Genomic DNA, 17,189 nt, shown 5'->3' on the forward strand with positions numbered 1-17,189 from the left:
GCATAAACTTCTGAACAATCAAACACAACCTTTATCACAGAAAAATTTTTCTTAAATCAGAATTATAATTTACGGCTTAAATCATTATTATTTTCGCAGGCATCAAGGTAATTTGACCAAAGCTGTAAAGCCTCTTTACGATCTTCAAAAAAATGATACCGGCCATAAGTTCCACTAATACCAGAAGCTTTATGGTTAAGACAACGTTCACTTGCATCGTCATTAATACCTAGCTCCTGTAGTTTAGTCTTTGCGGTTCGCCGTAAATCGTGGACAGTAAAATGCGCAATATTATTTATTTTACCAAGGGCCTTGTTAAGCGTTGCCTCACTAATATGGGTTAACTTTCTGTGCTACGCGCTCCGGGCTGGCAATAGACTGTCACTATCTGCTGACCTGATAAATAGCTCATTAAGTGCGTCAACGGCTTGTGTAGGCAATGGTATAACAATAGTCCTTCCCTTATTATTGGAACTGGTTTTTATTAACTCCCAAGTTCCACCAACAAGATCAAAGTCAGATTTTAATGCTTTAATAAGCTCCGACTTGCGTACACATAGAATCAGTAATAATTTAACGGTAAGGTAGTTATCACGACCAAAGCCTTTCGCGGTCGCCATATCGGCAAACAGTGCTATTAACTCATCCCTGCTTAAGTTGCGCTCTCTGGACTCTTGTTGTCCACCAGCATAAGATATATCCAGCCATTGCACGGGGTTATAGGGTATTAAGTGTTGAGCGGTTGCATAACCAGACATCCATTACAACGCTGACAAGTATAATTCCCCAATCTATCAATAGAAAAGATTGTGTATTTAAAATTTTTCACACCGTAAATCAGGCAAATGCTTATAAAGAAAGACTGTCATTAAAAATCAGAACCGTTTCTCCGCTCTCTGGCGCCGTACTTTTCAACAACTTCGATCTATTTTGATACTCGGTCACTGAAAACTACCAAATGCTGATGCTCTTTTTGACCTTTAAGCCAGTCTATCAATTGTATGTTGATTGATAATTCATTATGATTGCAACCTGAATAGCCAACTTTTTGCTCAAAAATATCAGGAGATAAGATGAAATTAATTACAGCTATCATTAAACCGTTCAAAATGGATGATGTTAGGGAAGCTTTATCTGAAATAGGGGTTGCAGGGGTTACGGCAACTGAAGTTAAAGGCTTTGGCCGCCAAAAAGGTCATACCGAACTTTATAGGGGCGCCGAATATGTTGTTGATTTTCTGCCTAAAGTTAAACTGGAAATTGCTGTTGCTGATGATATGGTAGAAAAAGCGGTTAGCACTATCGTTAAGGCAGCCAATACCGGCAAGATTGGTGATGGAAAAATATTTGTGTCTAATTTGGAAGAAGTTATTCGTATCAGAACGGGTGAAACTGGAGAGGATGCGATTTAGAAAGATGGCAATTACTACAACTAAAAAGTTAATTTCAGGCTTGTTACTACTTCCCGAAATAGCATCAGCAAATCAATTAAATCAAGCGAATACGGCATGGATTTTAACTTCTACTGCGCTGGTTTTGTTTATGACTATACCCGGCTTGTCATTATTTTATGCCGGATTAGTAAGAAGTAAAAACGTCTTATCGGTATTAATGCAGTGTTTTACCATTACCTGCATGGTTTCCATTCTTTGGCTCGCCGGTGTTTACAGTTTTATTTTTGCTGATGGTGGCGAACTACAAAAATTTATCGGCGGAACCTCTAAAGTCTTTCTTCCGGACATAAACACGACTGCATTAACAGGCGATATACCTGAATCCGTTTATTTTATGTTTCAAATGACTTTTGCCATTATTACGCCGGCTTTAATTGTTGGCGCTTTTGCCGAGCGCATGAAATTTTCGGCTATGCTTTGGTTTAGTGCCTTATGGCTGATCATTGTTTATTTACCCGTCTGTCACTGGATATGGGGCGGAGGTTGGTTGGCTGATCTGGGCGTAATGGATTTTGCCGGTGGTATTGTAATTCATGTCAATGCAGGTGTTGCTGCATTAGTCGCGGCTCTGGTTCTTGGCAAAAGAAAAGGTTTTCCAACAACGGCAATGCCACCACATAATATGACCATGGTGGTTACGGGCGCAGGTATGTTGTGGGTCGGTTGGTTTGGTTTTAATGCCGGCAGTGCTTTGACAGCAGACGGCCGTGCCGGAATGGCCATGCTGGTGACTCATATTGGTGCAGCTTCCGGGGCTTTAACCTGGATGTTTATTGAATGGCAGCGTTTTGGTAAACCCAGTGTTTTAGGCATCGTTACCGGTATGGTGGCAGGATTGGGTACTATTACCCCGGCATCGGGTTTTGTTGGCCCGGCGGGTGCCTTGGTCATGGGTATTACTGCAGGGCTAGTATGTTTTTATGCGACCCAATATATAAAGCGTACCTTAAAAATAGATGACTCCTTGGACGTATTTCCTGTTCATGGCGTAGGCGGCATTACCGGATCATTATTGACCGGTGTTTTTGCTGCCGGCAGCTTGGGTGGACTCGGTTTGGCTGATGGTGTTTCCATCATGGATCAGGTTGGCATTCAAGCTTTAGCTGTTTTTGTAACCGCTGCCTGGAGTGCCTTGTTCAGCTTTCTAATTTTGAAACTACTGGATAAATGGATAGGTCTGCGAGTAACAGCAGATGAAGAAGTACAAGGGCTTGACACCGTTCTGCATGAAGAAACAGGCTATCTTGATTTATAAGTCTTAAGGGCTGGATTATTCAGGAGAAAAAGCGGCCTTGGAGGCCGCTTTTTTATTTAAAAAATGATAACAGGTAACACCAATAAAATACTGGGGCCTTATGGAAACTCGACGCATATTAGCCAAAATTAAAAAGCCTTTTATCATCGTAGGCAGTATTTTAATACTTTATGCCGGGGCCAGTATTTATGTCTTACCTCCACTGTTATTATCAAAAATACCTGAAATTATCTGGCAGGAAACCGGACGAAATGCCTTGATTTCAAAAATTCAGGTGCAACCATTCCCATTAGCTATAGAGCTACAGGGCTTTGAGCTTCAGGAACAGGATGGCCAGACTTTTGCCAGATTTGATAGTTTTTATTTTAAACTTTCCCTACTGCAATCAATAGGCCGGTTGGCGCTTGTTTTTGATGAAATAGCACTAAAAAAACCTTTTGTTCACATTGCCAGGCAAAAAAATGGCGCTTTTAATTTTCAGGATCTGCTTAACAACAAAGTGGATGAACAAAAAACACAAGACAGCCAACCATTCCCTGTCAATGTTACAAAACTATCCCTATCAGAAGGAAAACTGATATGGGAAGATGCCAGCGTTAACAAACCGGTCATGGAAGACATTGATTTAATAGATCTAAATATTGAAAATTTGACGACTTATGGTGATAAGCAAGCCCTTTTGGTGTTGTCGCTGGCGCTCAAATCAGGTGGTCAGTTGGACTGGAAAGGTACAGCCAACATAAAACCATGGTCTTCGGAAGGCCATATCAAGTTCGATAAGGTAAATCTGAAAACCATCCTGGCGTTAGCTTTGCCAGACACAATGCCTTTTAATCTGGAAGGCTACGAGCTGCTTGATACCGATTATAGTGCCAACTATACCGAAAACGGCTTGAAGTTTAGCACTAATAAAGGCAAAGTTGAGCTTCGCGACTTTCAATTTTTGGAGCAAGGCGAGAACAGGTCACTGATTAAAATACCGGTTTTTTCCTTGCAAGGAATTACTATAGATTCTGAAAAACGGCTGTGTGTAATTGAAACTATTTCAGCCAATGATGGTGACTTTCAGGCCTGGTTGAATGCTCAAGGTACCATTAACTATCAAAGCTTGTTCCCGACTGCCAACCCCGCTATCAACAGTACTAATAAAACCACGGCCAACTCCGTTCAACCTAACGAAACACCCTGGAAAGTCATGGTTAACGCTGTTGAATTGACTAATTTTGGACTAGCGTTTGAAGACCGGAGCACTAAAAAGCCTGTCGTTATCAACCTTAAACCCATTAATTTCAAACTGACCAATTACAGTAGTGAGTCTGGTACAAAAGTACCTTTCCAGCTCAGTACCGGGTTAAATAAGACCGGCTTAATCAACCTCGCTGGCGATACCGTTATACAACCTTTTTATGCAAAAATAGCTATTACTGCCAAAGATATAGCTCTGAAAAACTTCGAAGCTTATGCCGATAAATTTGTACAAATGGAGGTTGCTGATGGAAAACTGGCCATAGATGGCAATATCATCGTCGCCATACCAGAAAAAAAGCCACTGGATGTTCAATTTTACGGTAATACCAAGATAGCCAATTTATTAATTCGCGATCAACTGCTTAAAGAAAATGACCAAAACAAAACATTAATTAAGGCACCTGCGTTTGCCTTGAACGGCATCAATTTTAACTTGGATAACAAGACGCTGGCACTGGACTCTATTTTAGCCAATGGTGCCGACTTGCAGGCATGGTTGAATCCCAAAGGCGTTATTAACTATGAAACCTTGCTTCGAATCTCTAACGCCGACAAAATCAGTATTAATGAAACCATAGCAGATACCATCAAACCTAAAACAGCAACCTGGAAAATCAAGGTTAACGATATTGCCTTAACTAATTTTAGTCTACGTTTTGAAGACCAGACACTTGAAAAACCTGCCTTTATAAACTTTAAACCTATCAATCTTAAGCTGAGCAACTACAGTAATCAAAGTGGTACAAAATTACCGGTTGAACTCAGCATAGGCATGAATAAAACCGGCCAGATAGCACTTAAAGGCGATACCGTGATTGAACCACTGTTTGCCAATTTAGACCTTGATGTCAAAAATATCGACATGGAAAACTTTCAGCCATATTTCAACAAACTGGTGCGTCTGGATATCATAGACGGGGATATTAATATTGACGGTAAAATAGCCATCGCAAAAAAAGGGCAGGATAAACTGGATGCCAAGTTTAACGGCAATACCGGTATTACCCGTTTATTAACCCGTGATCAAACGCTTCACAAAGACTTTGTAAAATGGAAAAGTTTGACTTTAAAAGACATGGATCTTGATTTATTGGCAAACCGCTACACTGCAGCAGTACTTGTTATCGATAAGCCTTATGCCAGGGTAACTATCGAAAAAAACAAAACCGTTAACTTTAAAGACATTATTGTCAGCAACAAAAGTAAGCCTGAATTCCCCGCCAAAACAGCGCAGAACAAACAATCTGACTTGAAAAAGCCTTATTTTAAATTAGGTAAAATTGAAGTAACGAACGGCTCTTCGGATTTTGCAGACCTTTCGTTAATTATGCCCTTTGCAGCGCAAATTAAAAATCTGGATGGCGGTGCAACCGACCTGTCCTCAGAACAACAATCAATCATTAAAATTGCTTTAAAAGGTAGCGCTTACGACTTGGCTCCCGTAGATATCATCGGTAAGATTAGTCCTCATCTGGGCGATTATAAAGTGGAAATGAATTTTAATGGCTTGCCCATGCCATTGATATCGCCTTATATGGTGCAATTTGCAGGCTATAAGGTTGAAAAAGGCAAGATGACGCTCGGACTAAAATACCATGTTGCCAATAAAAAATTGACTGCGTCCAACAATATATTGATTGACCAGTTTGAACTGGGAGAGAAAGTTGAAAATCCAAAGGCAGTTTCATTACCACTTAAACTGGCTGTCGCATTACTGAAAGATTCGAGTGGTAGAATAAAAATTGATGTACCCATTACCGGCAGCCTTGATGACCCCCAATTTAGTATAGGAACTATTGTTACTGATGCATTAATGAATGCGCTGAGTAAAGTGGTTACCTCACCTTTTCGAGTCATTGGCTCGTTAATGGGTAGTGAAAAAGATATCAGTACCATTAATTTTACCCCCGGTTATTCAGCATTGAATGATGAACAACAAGAAAAACTGGACACCTTATCCAAGGTACTAAAAGAGCGTCTGGTTTTAAATTTAGATATTAAAGGTGCAGCTTTTCAGGATCAGGATTGGCCAATTATTAGAGAAGACGCATTATATGAACAACTTAAAAAACGACGGGCAATTGAACTCAATAAAAATAATGATAGAAAAATACGCGATCAATATGTCAAACTCTCTGATGATGACTATAATCGTTTGCTGGCAGAGATGTTTATTGAAAAATTCCCTTTGTTGGCAGAAAAATCATTTTTGGGTACACCACAATTGATGAATCCCCAAGCTGGGGATTTTTATAAAATCGCCAAACAAAAGCTTTTTACCATTATTAAACCTGAACCAGCGCGTCTAAAAGATCTTGCCACAGCCCGGGCACAAGCTATTGCAAACTATATCGTTATCAACGGTGGGATAGCACGCGAAAGAGTTTATATTCTTGATACCGCAATTGATCCTGAAAGAATTAATAAAGAGGTCTCAGTCACCTTGTCCTTGAATGCAGGTGATTAAAAAGCTATCAATAACAACTCAGGTGATTTCCTGCGAATAATATATCCAGCCTGCTGGTCTTTTTATTTATTTACTGCTCTGTCAATATAGTTACGTAGCCAGCTACCCGGCTATATTCGGCCTTGTAAATAAACAAAAATCCTGCACCATCCGGGTTATTAAATTTTTGGATATCACCTTATCCACCTGTCAATACAGTCCTTCTGATTGATGAAACTTTTAATCAAAAAATATAATAATGAGCTATCAATCTTTACTAGCAACGTTACAGGAAAAAAATAAACTTTCCGCTTCGGAACTGAAGAAAGTTGAGCGGGTAAAAAAAACGTCAGTAGCAGAAAGCTTACCGCAGTTACTGGTTAAACTGGGTTTATGTTCCGAGCTTGATGTGGCTGATGCATTTGTCGAGTCCGGTCATTTTGAAAAAATTACATCGGATCAATACCCGCAGGAAATGCAGTTAATCGAATCGGTATCCTTACGTTTTTTAAAGAATTATCATGTCATTGGTTTAAACAGTACTGAAGATGAGATTACTGTGGCGATGATGGACCCCGAAGACCAGTTTACTATCGACGCACTTGGATTGGCGACTGGAAAATCGGTCATTGCCAAAGTAGGTTTACTTTCAGAAATTGATGCGGCACTAGATATTCAATATGGTGAAGACCGGTCGAAAATGGATAAACTGATTGATGACCTGGCTATTGATGATTTGGGCGAAGAAGATTTAGAACATTTGAAAGACTTGGCCAGTGAAGCGCCGGTTATCAAAATGGTTAATTTAATTATGCAGCGAGCCATTGAAACCAGGGCATCAGATATTCATATAGAGCCTTTTGAACAAACCCTAAAAGTGAGGCTGCGCGTAGATGGGGTTTTGCAAGAAATTGATGCACCCAATGTAAAATCAACCGCAGCAGTAATTTCACGCATCAAGATTATGGCCAAATTGAATATTGCCGAACGGCGACTGCCTCAGGATGGTCGAATTAAAGTGCAAATGTTGGGTAAAGAGCTCGATTTACGGGTATCGACCATACCTACCATGTACGGTGAAAGTGTGGTTATCCGCTTGCTGGATAAAGAAAACACCGTACTGGATTTTGCCGCATTGGGTTTTGCCGGACGGCATCTACAGCAATTCATTGATGTATTATCGCAACCGCATGGCATTATTCTGATTACCGGCCCTACCGGTAGCGGTAAATCAACCACAATGTATGCGGCATTAAAGCAACTCAATACCCCTGAACGAAAAATCATTACCGTTGAAGATCCAGTAGAATATCAAATGGAAGGCGTTAACCAGATTCAGGCAAAGCCACAAATAGGCTTAACCTTTGCCTCAGCCCTGCGCTCGATTGTTAGGCAAGATCCTGATGTTATTATGATTGGTGAAATGCGTGACCTGGAAACTGCAAAAATTGCCGTGCAATCAGCTCTTACCGGACATTTGGTGTTATCGACTTTACATACCAATGATGCCGCCGGCGGTATAACCCGCTTGCTTGATATGGGTCTGGAAGAGTATCTGCTGACTTCTACCGTCAATGGCATTTTAGCGCAGCGTCTGGTTAGAAAGTTGTGTCCAGCCTGTAAAATAGGTGCTATCGCCGCACCGGAAATGGTGAAAGAACTGCGTTTGCAACGCTTTGCTCCCGAGGGCGATATTGTAATATATAAACCGGTCGGTTGTTCTGCCTGTGCAGCTACAGGCTACCGGGGACGACTAGCCATTATTGAATTTTTGCCAATGACTGATCCCATACGTAAATTAATTATGATGCACGAAGAATCTGGCGCTATTCAAAAGCTCGCTATTACCGAAGGTATGCAAACACTTTATGAAAACGGTCTGGTCAAGGTAATACAAGGTATTACTTCCTTGGAAGAAGTTATGCGGGTCACGTCGGAAACTTAAGATGCCTTTATTTACCTATAAAGCAATTAATAACCTGGGCGAAACGGAAGAAGGCATTAAAGATGCCATTGACGAACAACAGGTGATTGCAGTATTGCAGTCTGAAGGTTATATTCCGATTCGGATTGCACCTGCCAACAGTCGATCGTTTTTTAGTTTGGGCTTAGGCAGTAAACGCTCCAAATTATCACAAAAAGATATTGCCTTATTGACCGGAGAGCTGGCAACCTTACTGGAGTCAGGTTTACCTTTGGATAAATCCTTACTAGTGTTAATGGATCTAACTGAAGACAACATTCGCTTGAGTAAAATAATCGCCCGGGTTTTGGAAAAGGTTAAGGCCGGTGCCTCACTCGCTGATTCGCTGGAACAGCAGTCAGGTGTTTTCAGCAAATTTTATTTGAATATGATTCGCGCCGGTGAAGCCGGTGGCAGCCTTGACGAAGTATTGAAGCGTTTATCCGAGTATCTGGAACGCTCTCAGGAACTTAAAGATACAGTCAGTACGGCATTAATTTATCCTGCCATATTACTGGTGATGTCCTTGGCTTCTTTATTTGTAATGCTGACTTTTGTAGTACCCCAATTTACCGAAATGTTTGAAAGTGCAGGCAAGGCACTCCCCGTCTCAACCCAGATTGTGGTGGGCTTGGCAAACTGGTTACAAAGCTATTGGTGGGCATTACTGGCGGGTATTATTTTTATTTCAAGCTATATGAAATTTCAGCTGGCCGACCCGGTAACAAAAAAGGCGTGGGATGCCCGTTTTCTGAAATTACCTTTGGCAGGCACTATTATTACCAATAAAGAAACTGCCAATATCAGTCGTACCCTCGGTACTTTACTCGGTAATGGCGTTTCAATATTATCAGCGATGATTATTGTTCGGGAAACCGTCGATAATATGGTAATGGCTGCTGCCATTGCTGATGCGGAAGAGCAATTAAAACAAGGCAAACATTTATCGGCTGCTTTACTGGAAAAGCGCATATTTCCTAAAATGGCGATGCAAATGATTAAAATGGGCGAAGAAACAGGGCGTCTGGAAGAAATGCTACTTCGGGTAGCAAATATTTATGATAAACAACTAAGAGTAGCTATACAACGAATGCTGGCTTTTCTTGAGCCAGCGTTAATAATTAGCTTGGGATTAATGATAGCAGGTATCATCGTCTCGATTTTATTGGCTATCTTAAGTGTTAATGATTTGGCCACTTAACGGAAATAATAACTATGAAACATATTAAAAATCATCCACAAACAGGTTTTACCTTACTCGAGTTACTGGTCGTACTTGGTATTATTGCCATGCTGGCGGGAATTGTCGGCCCACAAGTAATGAAGCATATGGGCGAATCCAAAACCAAAGCGGCCAGAGTACAGATTGAAGACCTGGCTGCTACCCTTGATATGTATAAGCTGGATTTAGGTACTTATCCAACGACCGAAGAAGGTTTAAAAGCATTAATTGAATCACCTGATAGTGCAAAGCGTTGGAATGGACCTTACTTGCGCAAGTCAAAAATACCACTGGATCCATGGCAACAAGAATACCACTATGTCTCACCCGGCGAGCACGGTAAGTTTGACTTGTTCACTCTGGGTGGAGATGCTAAAGAAGGCGGCGAAGGCGAAGATCAGGATATTCTTGGTTGGCAGTAATGCATAAGGCTCAAGGTGTAAGACTCAAGGTAAAAAAACCGCATCACTTACACCTTGCGCCGTCGCCTCCACACTGGAATAAAGGTTTTACTTTACTTGAGTTGATCGTTGTTCTGTTTATTGTCGTATTAGGATTTTCCGCTATCGGCATTAATCTTTCGTCGGGAAATGACTCAGCAGAACTTAAAGTTGCTGCCAGAGATATAGTTTCTGCCCTGCGTTATGCGAGGGGACAGGCTTTAATTTCTCATCAGGAAACAACGCTTACACTTAATCTTGTCGAAAACAGCTATACCGTAAGTAGTCGAGACAAGGATTATGCTATCCCTAAAACCATTAAGATCACCTTGGTCACTGCGCAAAGCGAGTTAAATAACGATGAAGGCCTTGGCAACATTCGTTTTTTTGCCGATGGCTCATCAACAGGCGGCAGAGTTACTCTCTCTCGCGGTCACGCTGCCTGGCAAATCGATATAAACTGGTTAACCGGACAAATTGAACTTAATGATACCGATACCATTAAATAAACAGCAAGGTTTTTCTTTACTGGAAATGCTGATTGCTTTTTCCATTCTCGCGGTTTCATTAACCATATTGTTAAAGATATTTTCTGACGGCGTTAATACTGCTGTCGTTGCAGAAGACTATACGGCAGCGGTTCAAATTGCTGAAAGCTTAATGGTTACAACAGGTGTCGAAACCCCCTTGGTGGCAGGCCAGAATTCAGGACTGGAAAATGAAAAATATCATTGGCTGATTGAAATCAGTCCGTTTGAATTTAATCCTGAGAATGTTGATAATGCAACGCAAACAGCAGTCCTTTTTAAAGTTAAAGTCATCGTAAACTGGGGTAATGGTAATGCCAACGACCGGCAGATTAAGTTAACCACTTTAAAATTAATCAATAAAACCTTATGAGAATAAATAAGGTAACAACTGCCGGTTCTTTTGACCATTCACACCTGCGCGGATTTACCTTGATTGAAGTACTCATCGCCATGACGCTGTTAAGCATTATGATGGTGTTATTGTTCACCAGTTTAAAAATTTGTGCTGACAGCTGGGAGAGAGGTGAAAGCAAAATAACCGATGTTAATGAAATGGCCGTTGTTTATAATTTTTTTCAACGCGATTTGTCGATAGCAAAGCCGTTATGGAAGGATCTGCCCGCTGAAGAAGAGAAATCTTTTTCTTTTCAAGGCAGTAGTCAATCCTTGCAATTTGTATCGGCTTTCCCTGCCAGTGCAGGTAGATCCGGTTTGCAGATGTTTTCCTTAAACCTGTCGGAAGAAAATAATGAGCAGGTGATCAACGTGACAATCGTTCCGTTTATCAGGATCGCTGAGGGCGCAAAATTACAAAAGGAAGAGGTTACGCTATTAAAGCACGTCAGTGATTTTACGCTGTCTTATTTTAGTTCAGCGAATGAGATCAGTGAAGGTACCTGGGCGGATGAATGGCTGAACAAAGAAGCACTGCCTCGTCTGGTTAAAATCAACATCAAACTGGACAATGGCATATACTGGCCGGCGATGATTATTGATCTTAAGGTCACCGGAACAACTGACAACGCAAACCTTGGCACAGAAAGTACAGCAGATATAAATCAACCCGAGTCTTTTCAATGACGCCGCAAAAAGGTATGGCACTGGTTTTGGTACTGTGGATATTAAGTTTATTAACCATAATGGCAGGAAGTTTTGCTCTCAGTATGCGCAGGGAATCAGCGATTGTTGCGGGCATTAAAAATAATGCTCAAGCCAGCGCTGTTGCAGAGTCAGGGATTGCAATGGCCGAAATGATGTTACTAAATACTGACCCTGTTAAAGGCTGGCGGGCGGACGGCAGTATTTATGAAATAAGTACTGCGGATGCCACAATCCGGGTACGACTGTCATCTGAAGCAGGTAAAATAGACATTAATAAAGTGGATGAAAAATTATTAAATAACCTGATGATCAACGCTCCAATAGATGAAGAACAGCAAACCAAGATGGTCAGTGCCATTCTTGACTGGCGTGATGAAGATGATCTGGTGCATATAGATGGTGCCGAAAAACAGGAATATAAAGATGCCGGCTTAAACTATCAACCGGGAAACAAGCCTTTTCAGTCCATTGAAGAATTACAGCTGGTCTTGGGCATGAATAAATCTTTATTTTTATGGCTTGAGCCGTTAATCACTATTTATTCCGGTCAGCCACAAGTCAACCTGCAAGTTGCTACTAAAGAAGTTTTGTTGGTAATGCCAGATTTAGATCAAGGCTTGGTAGATTCCTATGTTACTGCCAGACTTCAAAGCGCGATAAATAACCTGCCTGCTCCTCCATCTCCATCAAGTTCAGGAATAAATCCTACCGGGCAAAACAATATGCTTACCATTGTTTCAGAATCAATTATGGATGATGAATCAAGAGCCTCGGTAACAGTGGTAATTAAAAAAAAATCCGGAGACACCCAAACGACCCCAACTCCGTTTGAGGTATTTAAATCGCAGCATGCAACGGTAAATAGCACATCATTATTTACCGATGCGATGAGTGAATTATTAGTGAAACAGTATGCTGAACCTGAACTCAACAATTAATCTGAATTTTAAGCAGTTATTTCGCTGGTGGAAGCGAGAACTTGGCTTTTTAGTCCCTGAAAAAATAAGGCAGTTTTTTAACGGCCAACAAGGCTTCATCATCGCCTCTCTTGATGGCCGTGATTTAAAGCTGACCTATATAAATAACGGGCAAACTACAGCACTGGAGTTACCGGAAAGAGGTGCCAGAGATCTGACATTTCAAAATCTTTGTGAAAAAGATGAACGCTTGGCCAAGGCCAAGGTAATAATCAGGTTAACGGATCACAATGCAATCCAAAAAGAACTTAGTTTTCCGGCTGCAGCAAAAGAAAATATTAATCAAGTTGTTGCTTACGAGCTTGATCGCTATACGCCGTTTAAGGCAGAACAGGTTTATTTTGCTGTTAAACTGCTGCCTGGTATGAACGAGCCAGGACAACTCAAGATTCTGCTAATATTAACAACCAGAGAAGTTCTTGATGGCCTCTATAAGGATGTGAAAGCCCTGGGTTTATCGCCGCTACTTGCCGATTATCAGGGTTGTGCAAATAATCTTGATGAACTGGATCTCGCTTACAATCTTTTACCGGAGAAGCTGGGGCAAAAAACGGCACAGTTACCGCAATTGATTCACTGGGCTCTGATAACCTTGACCTGCTTGTTACTGATGGCTGTTATAGTGGTGCCGGTATGGTTTGAATATCAAACCGTTAATGAATTACAGGTAACAGCAGATTCCCTGGAAAAAGAAGCCAAAAAAGTTAAAACATTACAATCAGAAATTGATGCGGTAATAGACGAAACCCGTCAGTTAATTAAAGAAAAAAATGCGACGCCTGAAGTAATTGTTATATTAAATACATTAAGCTCACTGATTAAAGATGATACCTGGTTAAGCTATGCACAATACTCAGACGGACATTTGCAAATACAAGGAGAATCACCCGAGGCTTCAGCACTCATTGCCGTTCTTGAAGCATCTGAATTATTTGTTAATGCCCGATTTGCTTCGCCAGTGACTCAAGATAAAATCAGTAAACTTGAGCGGTTTCAGATTACTGTTGATGTTGCCAATCCAGGAGACATTAGCCGTGAGTAAAAACGAAAAAGCCACTCTATTTACACCTGAACGTCAACAACGCTGGATTGCCGTAGGTTTATTAATCACCATAGTAGTGATTACTATATTAGTTATTGTTGTACCTGTATTTAGCAAGGAAATGGAGCTACATGAAGCTAAAAACAACCTTATTTTCAGACTGCAGCAATATGAGCGTATTTTAGCAAAAAAAGAGGCGGTTATTGCCAGTGTAATTAACATAAAACAGCAACAAGAAAATCAAGGTTATTTTAACAGCCAAACAACGGATGCTTTAGCGTCCGCCGAGATGCAGGAATTTATAAAAAAAGCAATTGTCGATGCAGGCGGGCAATTAAGCAGTACTCAGGCACTTCCCGCAAACAATAAAGACAAGTTTAATCGAATAACCGTCAGAGTAAGAATGACCGGTAATAGTGAAGTATTGCGGGCCGTACTTTACAAGATAGAAACCTCCACACCATTGATTATTATTGACCAAATAGATATAAGACCCATGCGTGGCATCAGAAACCGAATAACCCGCCAAATCGAGTCCAGTAACGAATTAAATGTTAATTTTCAAGCGGTTAGTTTTATGAGAAAACAATCCAATGAATAATAAATTGATGTTTATTTTGACCTCTTTTTGTCTCTTGTGTATCTTCCTTATTATCGTTGAGTGGCTCTATGCCGAGCAGTCACAAAAACAGATCCTGACGTCATCAAATCCAACAGAAATAAAAATAGCCAGCGATGAAATGCCTAACATAGAGCTTACCAGGCAGTCCGAGGAAAGTTATGCTGATCTGATTGCCAGACCCTTATTTATTAAAGGCAGAAAACCCATAGACGAGCCCAGTCCTGAAGAAATCCAAAATATGGCTGTAGCCAATATCTTTGATTGGCAAGTTAACGGAATTTATACAACAAAAAAAGGCCTGTCTGCTCTGTTCAGTCGCTCTAAATCCAAAGTTGCCAAAGATAATCATCGAAGGGTTCTCATCGGCGGTGATCTTGATGGTTGGAGGCTGACAGAAATCCACTCGGACAAAGTCATACTTAATCAAGGTAATGAGCAGAAAGAATTATTGCTCAGAAAACCAAAGTTAAAAGATTTATCCAAAAAACCCAATCAACCCAATGCTACTCAACCAGAAGATAGTCAACCACAGCCCGCAGAAGGCGAACTTGAGAATACAAATGAATAATTTTAACAAAATAACAACAGCATCCTGCTTTCTGGTTATGGGTTTATCGCTGGCCAGCTGTGAGTTATTAGGCCCTAAACAAGTCGCCAAACTACCGTTAAATCCGGTAAAAAAAGAGCAGCCGGGTGTCGTTTTTCACCAATTGCAAAACAAACCACCCGCTAGTGCATCAGCCAAATTAACCAGCGAACTGTATCCGGGGACAGATAATTTTGTATCCACCACTCCGCAACAAAACAGAAAAACCAGTACAACAGGCACAGGCTCTTACAGTCTAAATTTTGACGAAGCGGACCTTGGTGAAGTAGCAAAAGTTATTCTGGGCGATATACTTGGACAAAATTATGTATTAAGCCCGAAGGTTGCGGGCAAAGTCACCTTGCAAACCACTGAGCCCTTAACTAAAGAAGAATTGCTACCTACCCTGGAAATGGTTCTGCGGATGAATAATGCTGCCTTGGTTAAAGATAGCAAAATTTATCATATTGAACCGGCCACAGAAGCTTTATTTATTTCTGATCTAAATAGCCGTTCGGGCTATCAAACCCGGGTTATACCGGTAAGAAATGTAGCGGTTCAGGATATTGCCGATATCATGAAACCTCTGGTACATGAAAAAACCATATTGAATGTTGATGGCCCCCGCAATATTCTGGTGGCTTCCGGGACGGCCGATGAAATGGCCAGGGTAATGGATCTGGTCAGCACTTTTGATATTGATGTGTTAAAGGGGCGTTCATTTGGGTTATTCACCTTGGCCCATGTTGATCCTGACACCATCATTGAAGAACTGGAAAGTGTTTTTTATCAAAAAAGTAAAGAGGGTAAATCAGGAGAGTCGACCTTCTTTCAGTTTATACCGATAGAGCGCTTAAATGCCGTTTTAGCAGTTACTCATCAGGCACACTATCTCAATGATATTGAAAGCTGGATATTCAGGCTGGATAAAGCCAATACAGCGAGTGGCGGTGGTGTTAATGTCTATAAAGTCCAGCATGTCGATGCGGAAGAATTATCAGATACCTTAAATGCAATTTTCACTGGTGAGGCAAAAAAAACCAAATCTGCCAAGGTTGCGCCTGGGGAAACAGCCTCGACCATGTCTAATCGGGATCCGACCAATACAGGCAGTAGCTCCTCCAGTTCCGGTAGTTCGATGTCCAGCAATCTGGGAACCTTCGCCTTGAATGAGCTTGATGAAAAATTAACGGCAGATAATGCACCATCCGATAATTTAGGAGCCTTCGCCTTAGGCGGGTCTAATGATAAATCATCGGCAAGCGGTGGCGGGGCTGGAGATATTAAAGTATCCAACGTCGGCAAGGTAAAAATAATTGCTGATGAACCCAATAATTCAATCATTATTGTTGCTACTGCACAGGACTACGAAATCATATTGCCCGTTATTAACCAGTTAGATGTGATGCCATTGCAAGTCTTGATTGATGCGACAGTAGTACAGGTTAAATTGACCAATAAATTGGAATATGGCATTTCCTGGTATTTATCTCAGGGAAATAGCCAGACCCTCATCAACAGTGCAGTAGGACTGGCAGGGGCGTCTGCTGCGGCAGTTGCAACCAGTGGGCTTAGCACTTTTTATAATGCGGGCTCGGTGAAGGCGCTTTTAAGGGCAGAAGCCAGTTTAGATAATATCAATGTAATTTCTTCTCCCTCATTAATGGTGTTAAATAATCAGAAAGCAAAAATAAATGTGGGCGATCAAGTACCCATATCAACCGGCAGCACACAGGTTCCTATTGCTGGAGGTTCTACCGGTGCGAGTATTGCGCAATCCAATTCAATTCAGTATAAAGATACCGGTGTTACGCTGGATGTAACCCCCAGAGTCAATGCAAACGGCCTGGTTATTATGAAACTTAAACAAGTTGTTAGTAGTGTCGTGCCAGTTACCGATCCAACGTCCACTCAAGCCAGTTCACCCACCATCAATAAAAAAGAAATCGACAGTTCCGTGGCGGTTCATGATGGCGAAACGATAGTATTAGGTGGCTTAATTTCTGATGATGTTAGCGACAATAAAAACGGGGTGCCTTTTTTATATAACTTGCCGGTAATAGGCTCATTATTTGGCGGTACAAAAAAATCCGATGTCAAAACAGAGTTGGTTATCTTGATTACGCCAAGAGTAGTAAAAAGCAAGCAAGACTCCCGGATGATCTCTAATGAATTTAAACGTAAATTAACCGGGATTTATCAGGAAGAAGTATCGCAAGATCCGACAACCTTAGGTGAACCACAAAAAATCTTTCATTAATTACTCAGGTAGCCGTGTGATGGGCAAATAAGCATTGCCCGTC

Annotated in this window: 15 protein-coding genes; 14 read left to right on the top strand and 1 reads right to left on the bottom strand. The window is 41.1% G+C overall.

Annotated elements, in window-relative coordinates; translation table 11 throughout:
- Nucleotides 1–353 precede the first annotated feature (353 nt).
- On the bottom strand, nt 354–758 hold the full coding sequence (locus KKZ03_RS05015) for a hypothetical protein (protein WP_243220449.1): 405 nt from the start codon (nt 756–758) through the stop codon (nt 354–356).
- A gap of 315 nt (nt 759–1,073) precedes the next feature.
- On the opposite strand from KKZ03_RS05015, the gene KKZ03_RS05020 reads away from it, so the two are divergent.
- The 14 genes from KKZ03_RS05020 to gspD all read left to right on the top strand — a co-directional run bounded on the left by KKZ03_RS05020 (nt 1,074) and on the right by gspD (nt 17,146).
- Nucleotides 1,074–1,412 (top strand): P-II family nitrogen regulator, encoded by a 339-nt coding sequence (locus KKZ03_RS05020; RefSeq protein WP_243220450.1) that lies wholly within the window; start codon nt 1,074–1,076, stop codon nt 1,410–1,412.
- A 4-nt stretch (nt 1,413–1,416) separates the two neighbouring features.
- Nucleotides 1,417–2,709, top strand: a complete 1,293-nt coding sequence (locus KKZ03_RS05025; RefSeq protein ID WP_243220451.1) for an ammonium transporter — start codon at nt 1,417–1,419, stop codon at nt 2,707–2,709.
- A gap of 100 nt (nt 2,710–2,809) precedes the next feature.
- Entirely contained in the window at nt 2,810–6,424 is a 3,615-nt protein-coding gene (locus KKZ03_RS05030) for a DUF748 domain-containing protein (RefSeq protein ID WP_243220452.1), read from the top strand.
- 238 nt (nt 6,425–6,662) lie between these two features.
- Complete coding sequence (gene gspE / locus KKZ03_RS05035; RefSeq protein ID WP_243220453.1) at nt 6,663–8,348, top strand: type II secretion system ATPase GspE; 1,686 nt, start codon at nt 6,663–6,665, stop codon at nt 8,346–8,348.
- A gap of 1 nt (nt 8,349) precedes the next feature.
- Complete coding sequence (locus KKZ03_RS05040) at nt 8,350–9,567, top strand: type II secretion system F family protein (protein WP_243220454.1); 1,218 nt, start codon at nt 8,350–8,352, stop codon at nt 9,565–9,567.
- Nucleotides 9,568–9,581: 14 nt separating this feature from the next.
- Nucleotides 9,582–10,010 (top strand): type II secretion system major pseudopilin GspG, encoded by a 429-nt coding sequence (gspG, locus tag KKZ03_RS05045; protein ID WP_243220455.1) that lies wholly within the window; start codon nt 9,582–9,584, stop codon nt 10,008–10,010.
- On the top strand, nt 10,001–10,537 hold the full coding sequence (locus tag KKZ03_RS05050; RefSeq protein ID WP_243220456.1) for a GspH/FimT family pseudopilin: 537 nt from the start codon (nt 10,001–10,003) through the stop codon (nt 10,535–10,537). The genes gspG and KKZ03_RS05050 overlap by 10 nt, the downstream gene beginning before the upstream one ends.
- Nucleotides 10,515–10,928, top strand: a complete 414-nt coding sequence (locus KKZ03_RS05055; protein WP_243220457.1) for a prepilin-type N-terminal cleavage/methylation domain-containing protein — start codon at nt 10,515–10,517, stop codon at nt 10,926–10,928. The genes KKZ03_RS05050 and KKZ03_RS05055 overlap by 23 nt, the downstream gene beginning before the upstream one ends.
- Complete coding sequence (locus KKZ03_RS05060; protein ID WP_243220458.1) at nt 10,925–11,638, top strand: prepilin-type N-terminal cleavage/methylation domain-containing protein; 714 nt, start codon at nt 10,925–10,927, stop codon at nt 11,636–11,638. Before KKZ03_RS05055 ends, KKZ03_RS05060 begins: the two co-directional genes overlap by 4 nt.
- Nucleotides 11,635–12,597, top strand: a complete 963-nt coding sequence (locus KKZ03_RS05065) for a general secretion pathway protein GspK (protein ID WP_243220459.1) — start codon at nt 11,635–11,637, stop codon at nt 12,595–12,597. Before KKZ03_RS05060 ends, KKZ03_RS05065 begins: the two co-directional genes overlap by 4 nt.
- Nucleotides 12,572–13,678: a PilN domain-containing protein gene (locus tag KKZ03_RS05070; protein WP_243220460.1), complete on the top strand. Its 1,107-nt coding sequence runs from the start codon at nt 12,572–12,574 to the stop codon at nt 13,676–13,678. The genes KKZ03_RS05065 and KKZ03_RS05070 overlap by 26 nt, the downstream gene beginning before the upstream one ends.
- Complete coding sequence (gene gspM, locus KKZ03_RS05075; RefSeq protein WP_243220461.1) at nt 13,671–14,279, top strand: type II secretion system protein GspM; 609 nt, start codon at nt 13,671–13,673, stop codon at nt 14,277–14,279. The genes KKZ03_RS05070 and gspM overlap by 8 nt, the downstream gene beginning before the upstream one ends.
- Entirely contained in the window at nt 14,272–14,868 is a 597-nt protein-coding gene (locus KKZ03_RS05080; RefSeq protein WP_243220462.1) for a hypothetical protein, read from the top strand. Before gspM ends, KKZ03_RS05080 begins: the two co-directional genes overlap by 8 nt.
- Nucleotides 14,861–17,146 (top strand): type II secretion system secretin GspD, encoded by a 2,286-nt coding sequence (gene gspD, locus KKZ03_RS05085; protein ID WP_243220463.1) that lies wholly within the window; start codon nt 14,861–14,863, stop codon nt 17,144–17,146. The genes KKZ03_RS05080 and gspD overlap by 8 nt, the downstream gene beginning before the upstream one ends.
- Nucleotides 17,147–17,189: the final 43 nt, after the last annotated feature.

Origin of the sequence: Methylobacter sp. S3L5C (assembly GCF_022788635.1) — a bacterium.
In the GTDB taxonomy this organism is placed as follows: Bacteria; Pseudomonadota; Gammaproteobacteria; order Methylococcales; family Methylomonadaceae; genus Methylobacter_C.

What these genes read in the sequence shown, in the direction of transcription:
- KKZ03_RS05015 (WP_243220449.1), bottom strand. Translation starts at nt 758, where the DNA reads ATGTCTGGTTATGCAACCGCTCAACACTTAATACCCTATAACCCCGTG.
- KKZ03_RS05020 (WP_243220450.1), top strand. Translation starts at nt 1,074, where the DNA reads ATGAAATTAATTACAGCTATCATTAAACCGTTCAAAATGGATGATGTT.
- KKZ03_RS05025 (WP_243220451.1), top strand. Translation starts at nt 1,417, where the DNA reads ATGGCAATTACTACAACTAAAAAGTTAATTTCAGGCTTGTTACTACTT.
- KKZ03_RS05030 (WP_243220452.1), top strand. Translation starts at nt 2,810, where the DNA reads ATGGAAACTCGACGCATATTAGCCAAAATTAAAAAGCCTTTTATCATC.
- gspE (WP_243220453.1), top strand. Translation starts at nt 6,663, where the DNA reads ATGAGCTATCAATCTTTACTAGCAACGTTACAGGAAAAAAATAAACTT.
- KKZ03_RS05040 (WP_243220454.1), top strand. Translation starts at nt 8,350, where the DNA reads ATGCCTTTATTTACCTATAAAGCAATTAATAACCTGGGCGAAACGGAA.
- gspG (WP_243220455.1), top strand. Translation starts at nt 9,582, where the DNA reads ATGAAACATATTAAAAATCATCCACAAACAGGTTTTACCTTACTCGAG.
- KKZ03_RS05055 (WP_243220457.1), top strand. Translation starts at nt 10,515, where the DNA reads ATGATACCGATACCATTAAATAAACAGCAAGGTTTTTCTTTACTGGAA.
- KKZ03_RS05060 (WP_243220458.1), top strand. Translation starts at nt 10,925, where the DNA reads ATGAGAATAAATAAGGTAACAACTGCCGGTTCTTTTGACCATTCACAC.
- KKZ03_RS05065 (WP_243220459.1), top strand. Translation starts at nt 11,635, where the DNA reads ATGACGCCGCAAAAAGGTATGGCACTGGTTTTGGTACTGTGGATATTA.
- KKZ03_RS05070 (WP_243220460.1), top strand. Translation starts at nt 12,572, where the DNA reads ATGCTGAACCTGAACTCAACAATTAATCTGAATTTTAAGCAGTTATTT.
- KKZ03_RS05080 (WP_243220462.1), top strand. Translation starts at nt 14,272, where the DNA reads ATGAATAATAAATTGATGTTTATTTTGACCTCTTTTTGTCTCTTGTGT.
- gspD (WP_243220463.1), top strand. Translation starts at nt 14,861, where the DNA reads ATGAATAATTTTAACAAAATAACAACAGCATCCTGCTTTCTGGTTATG.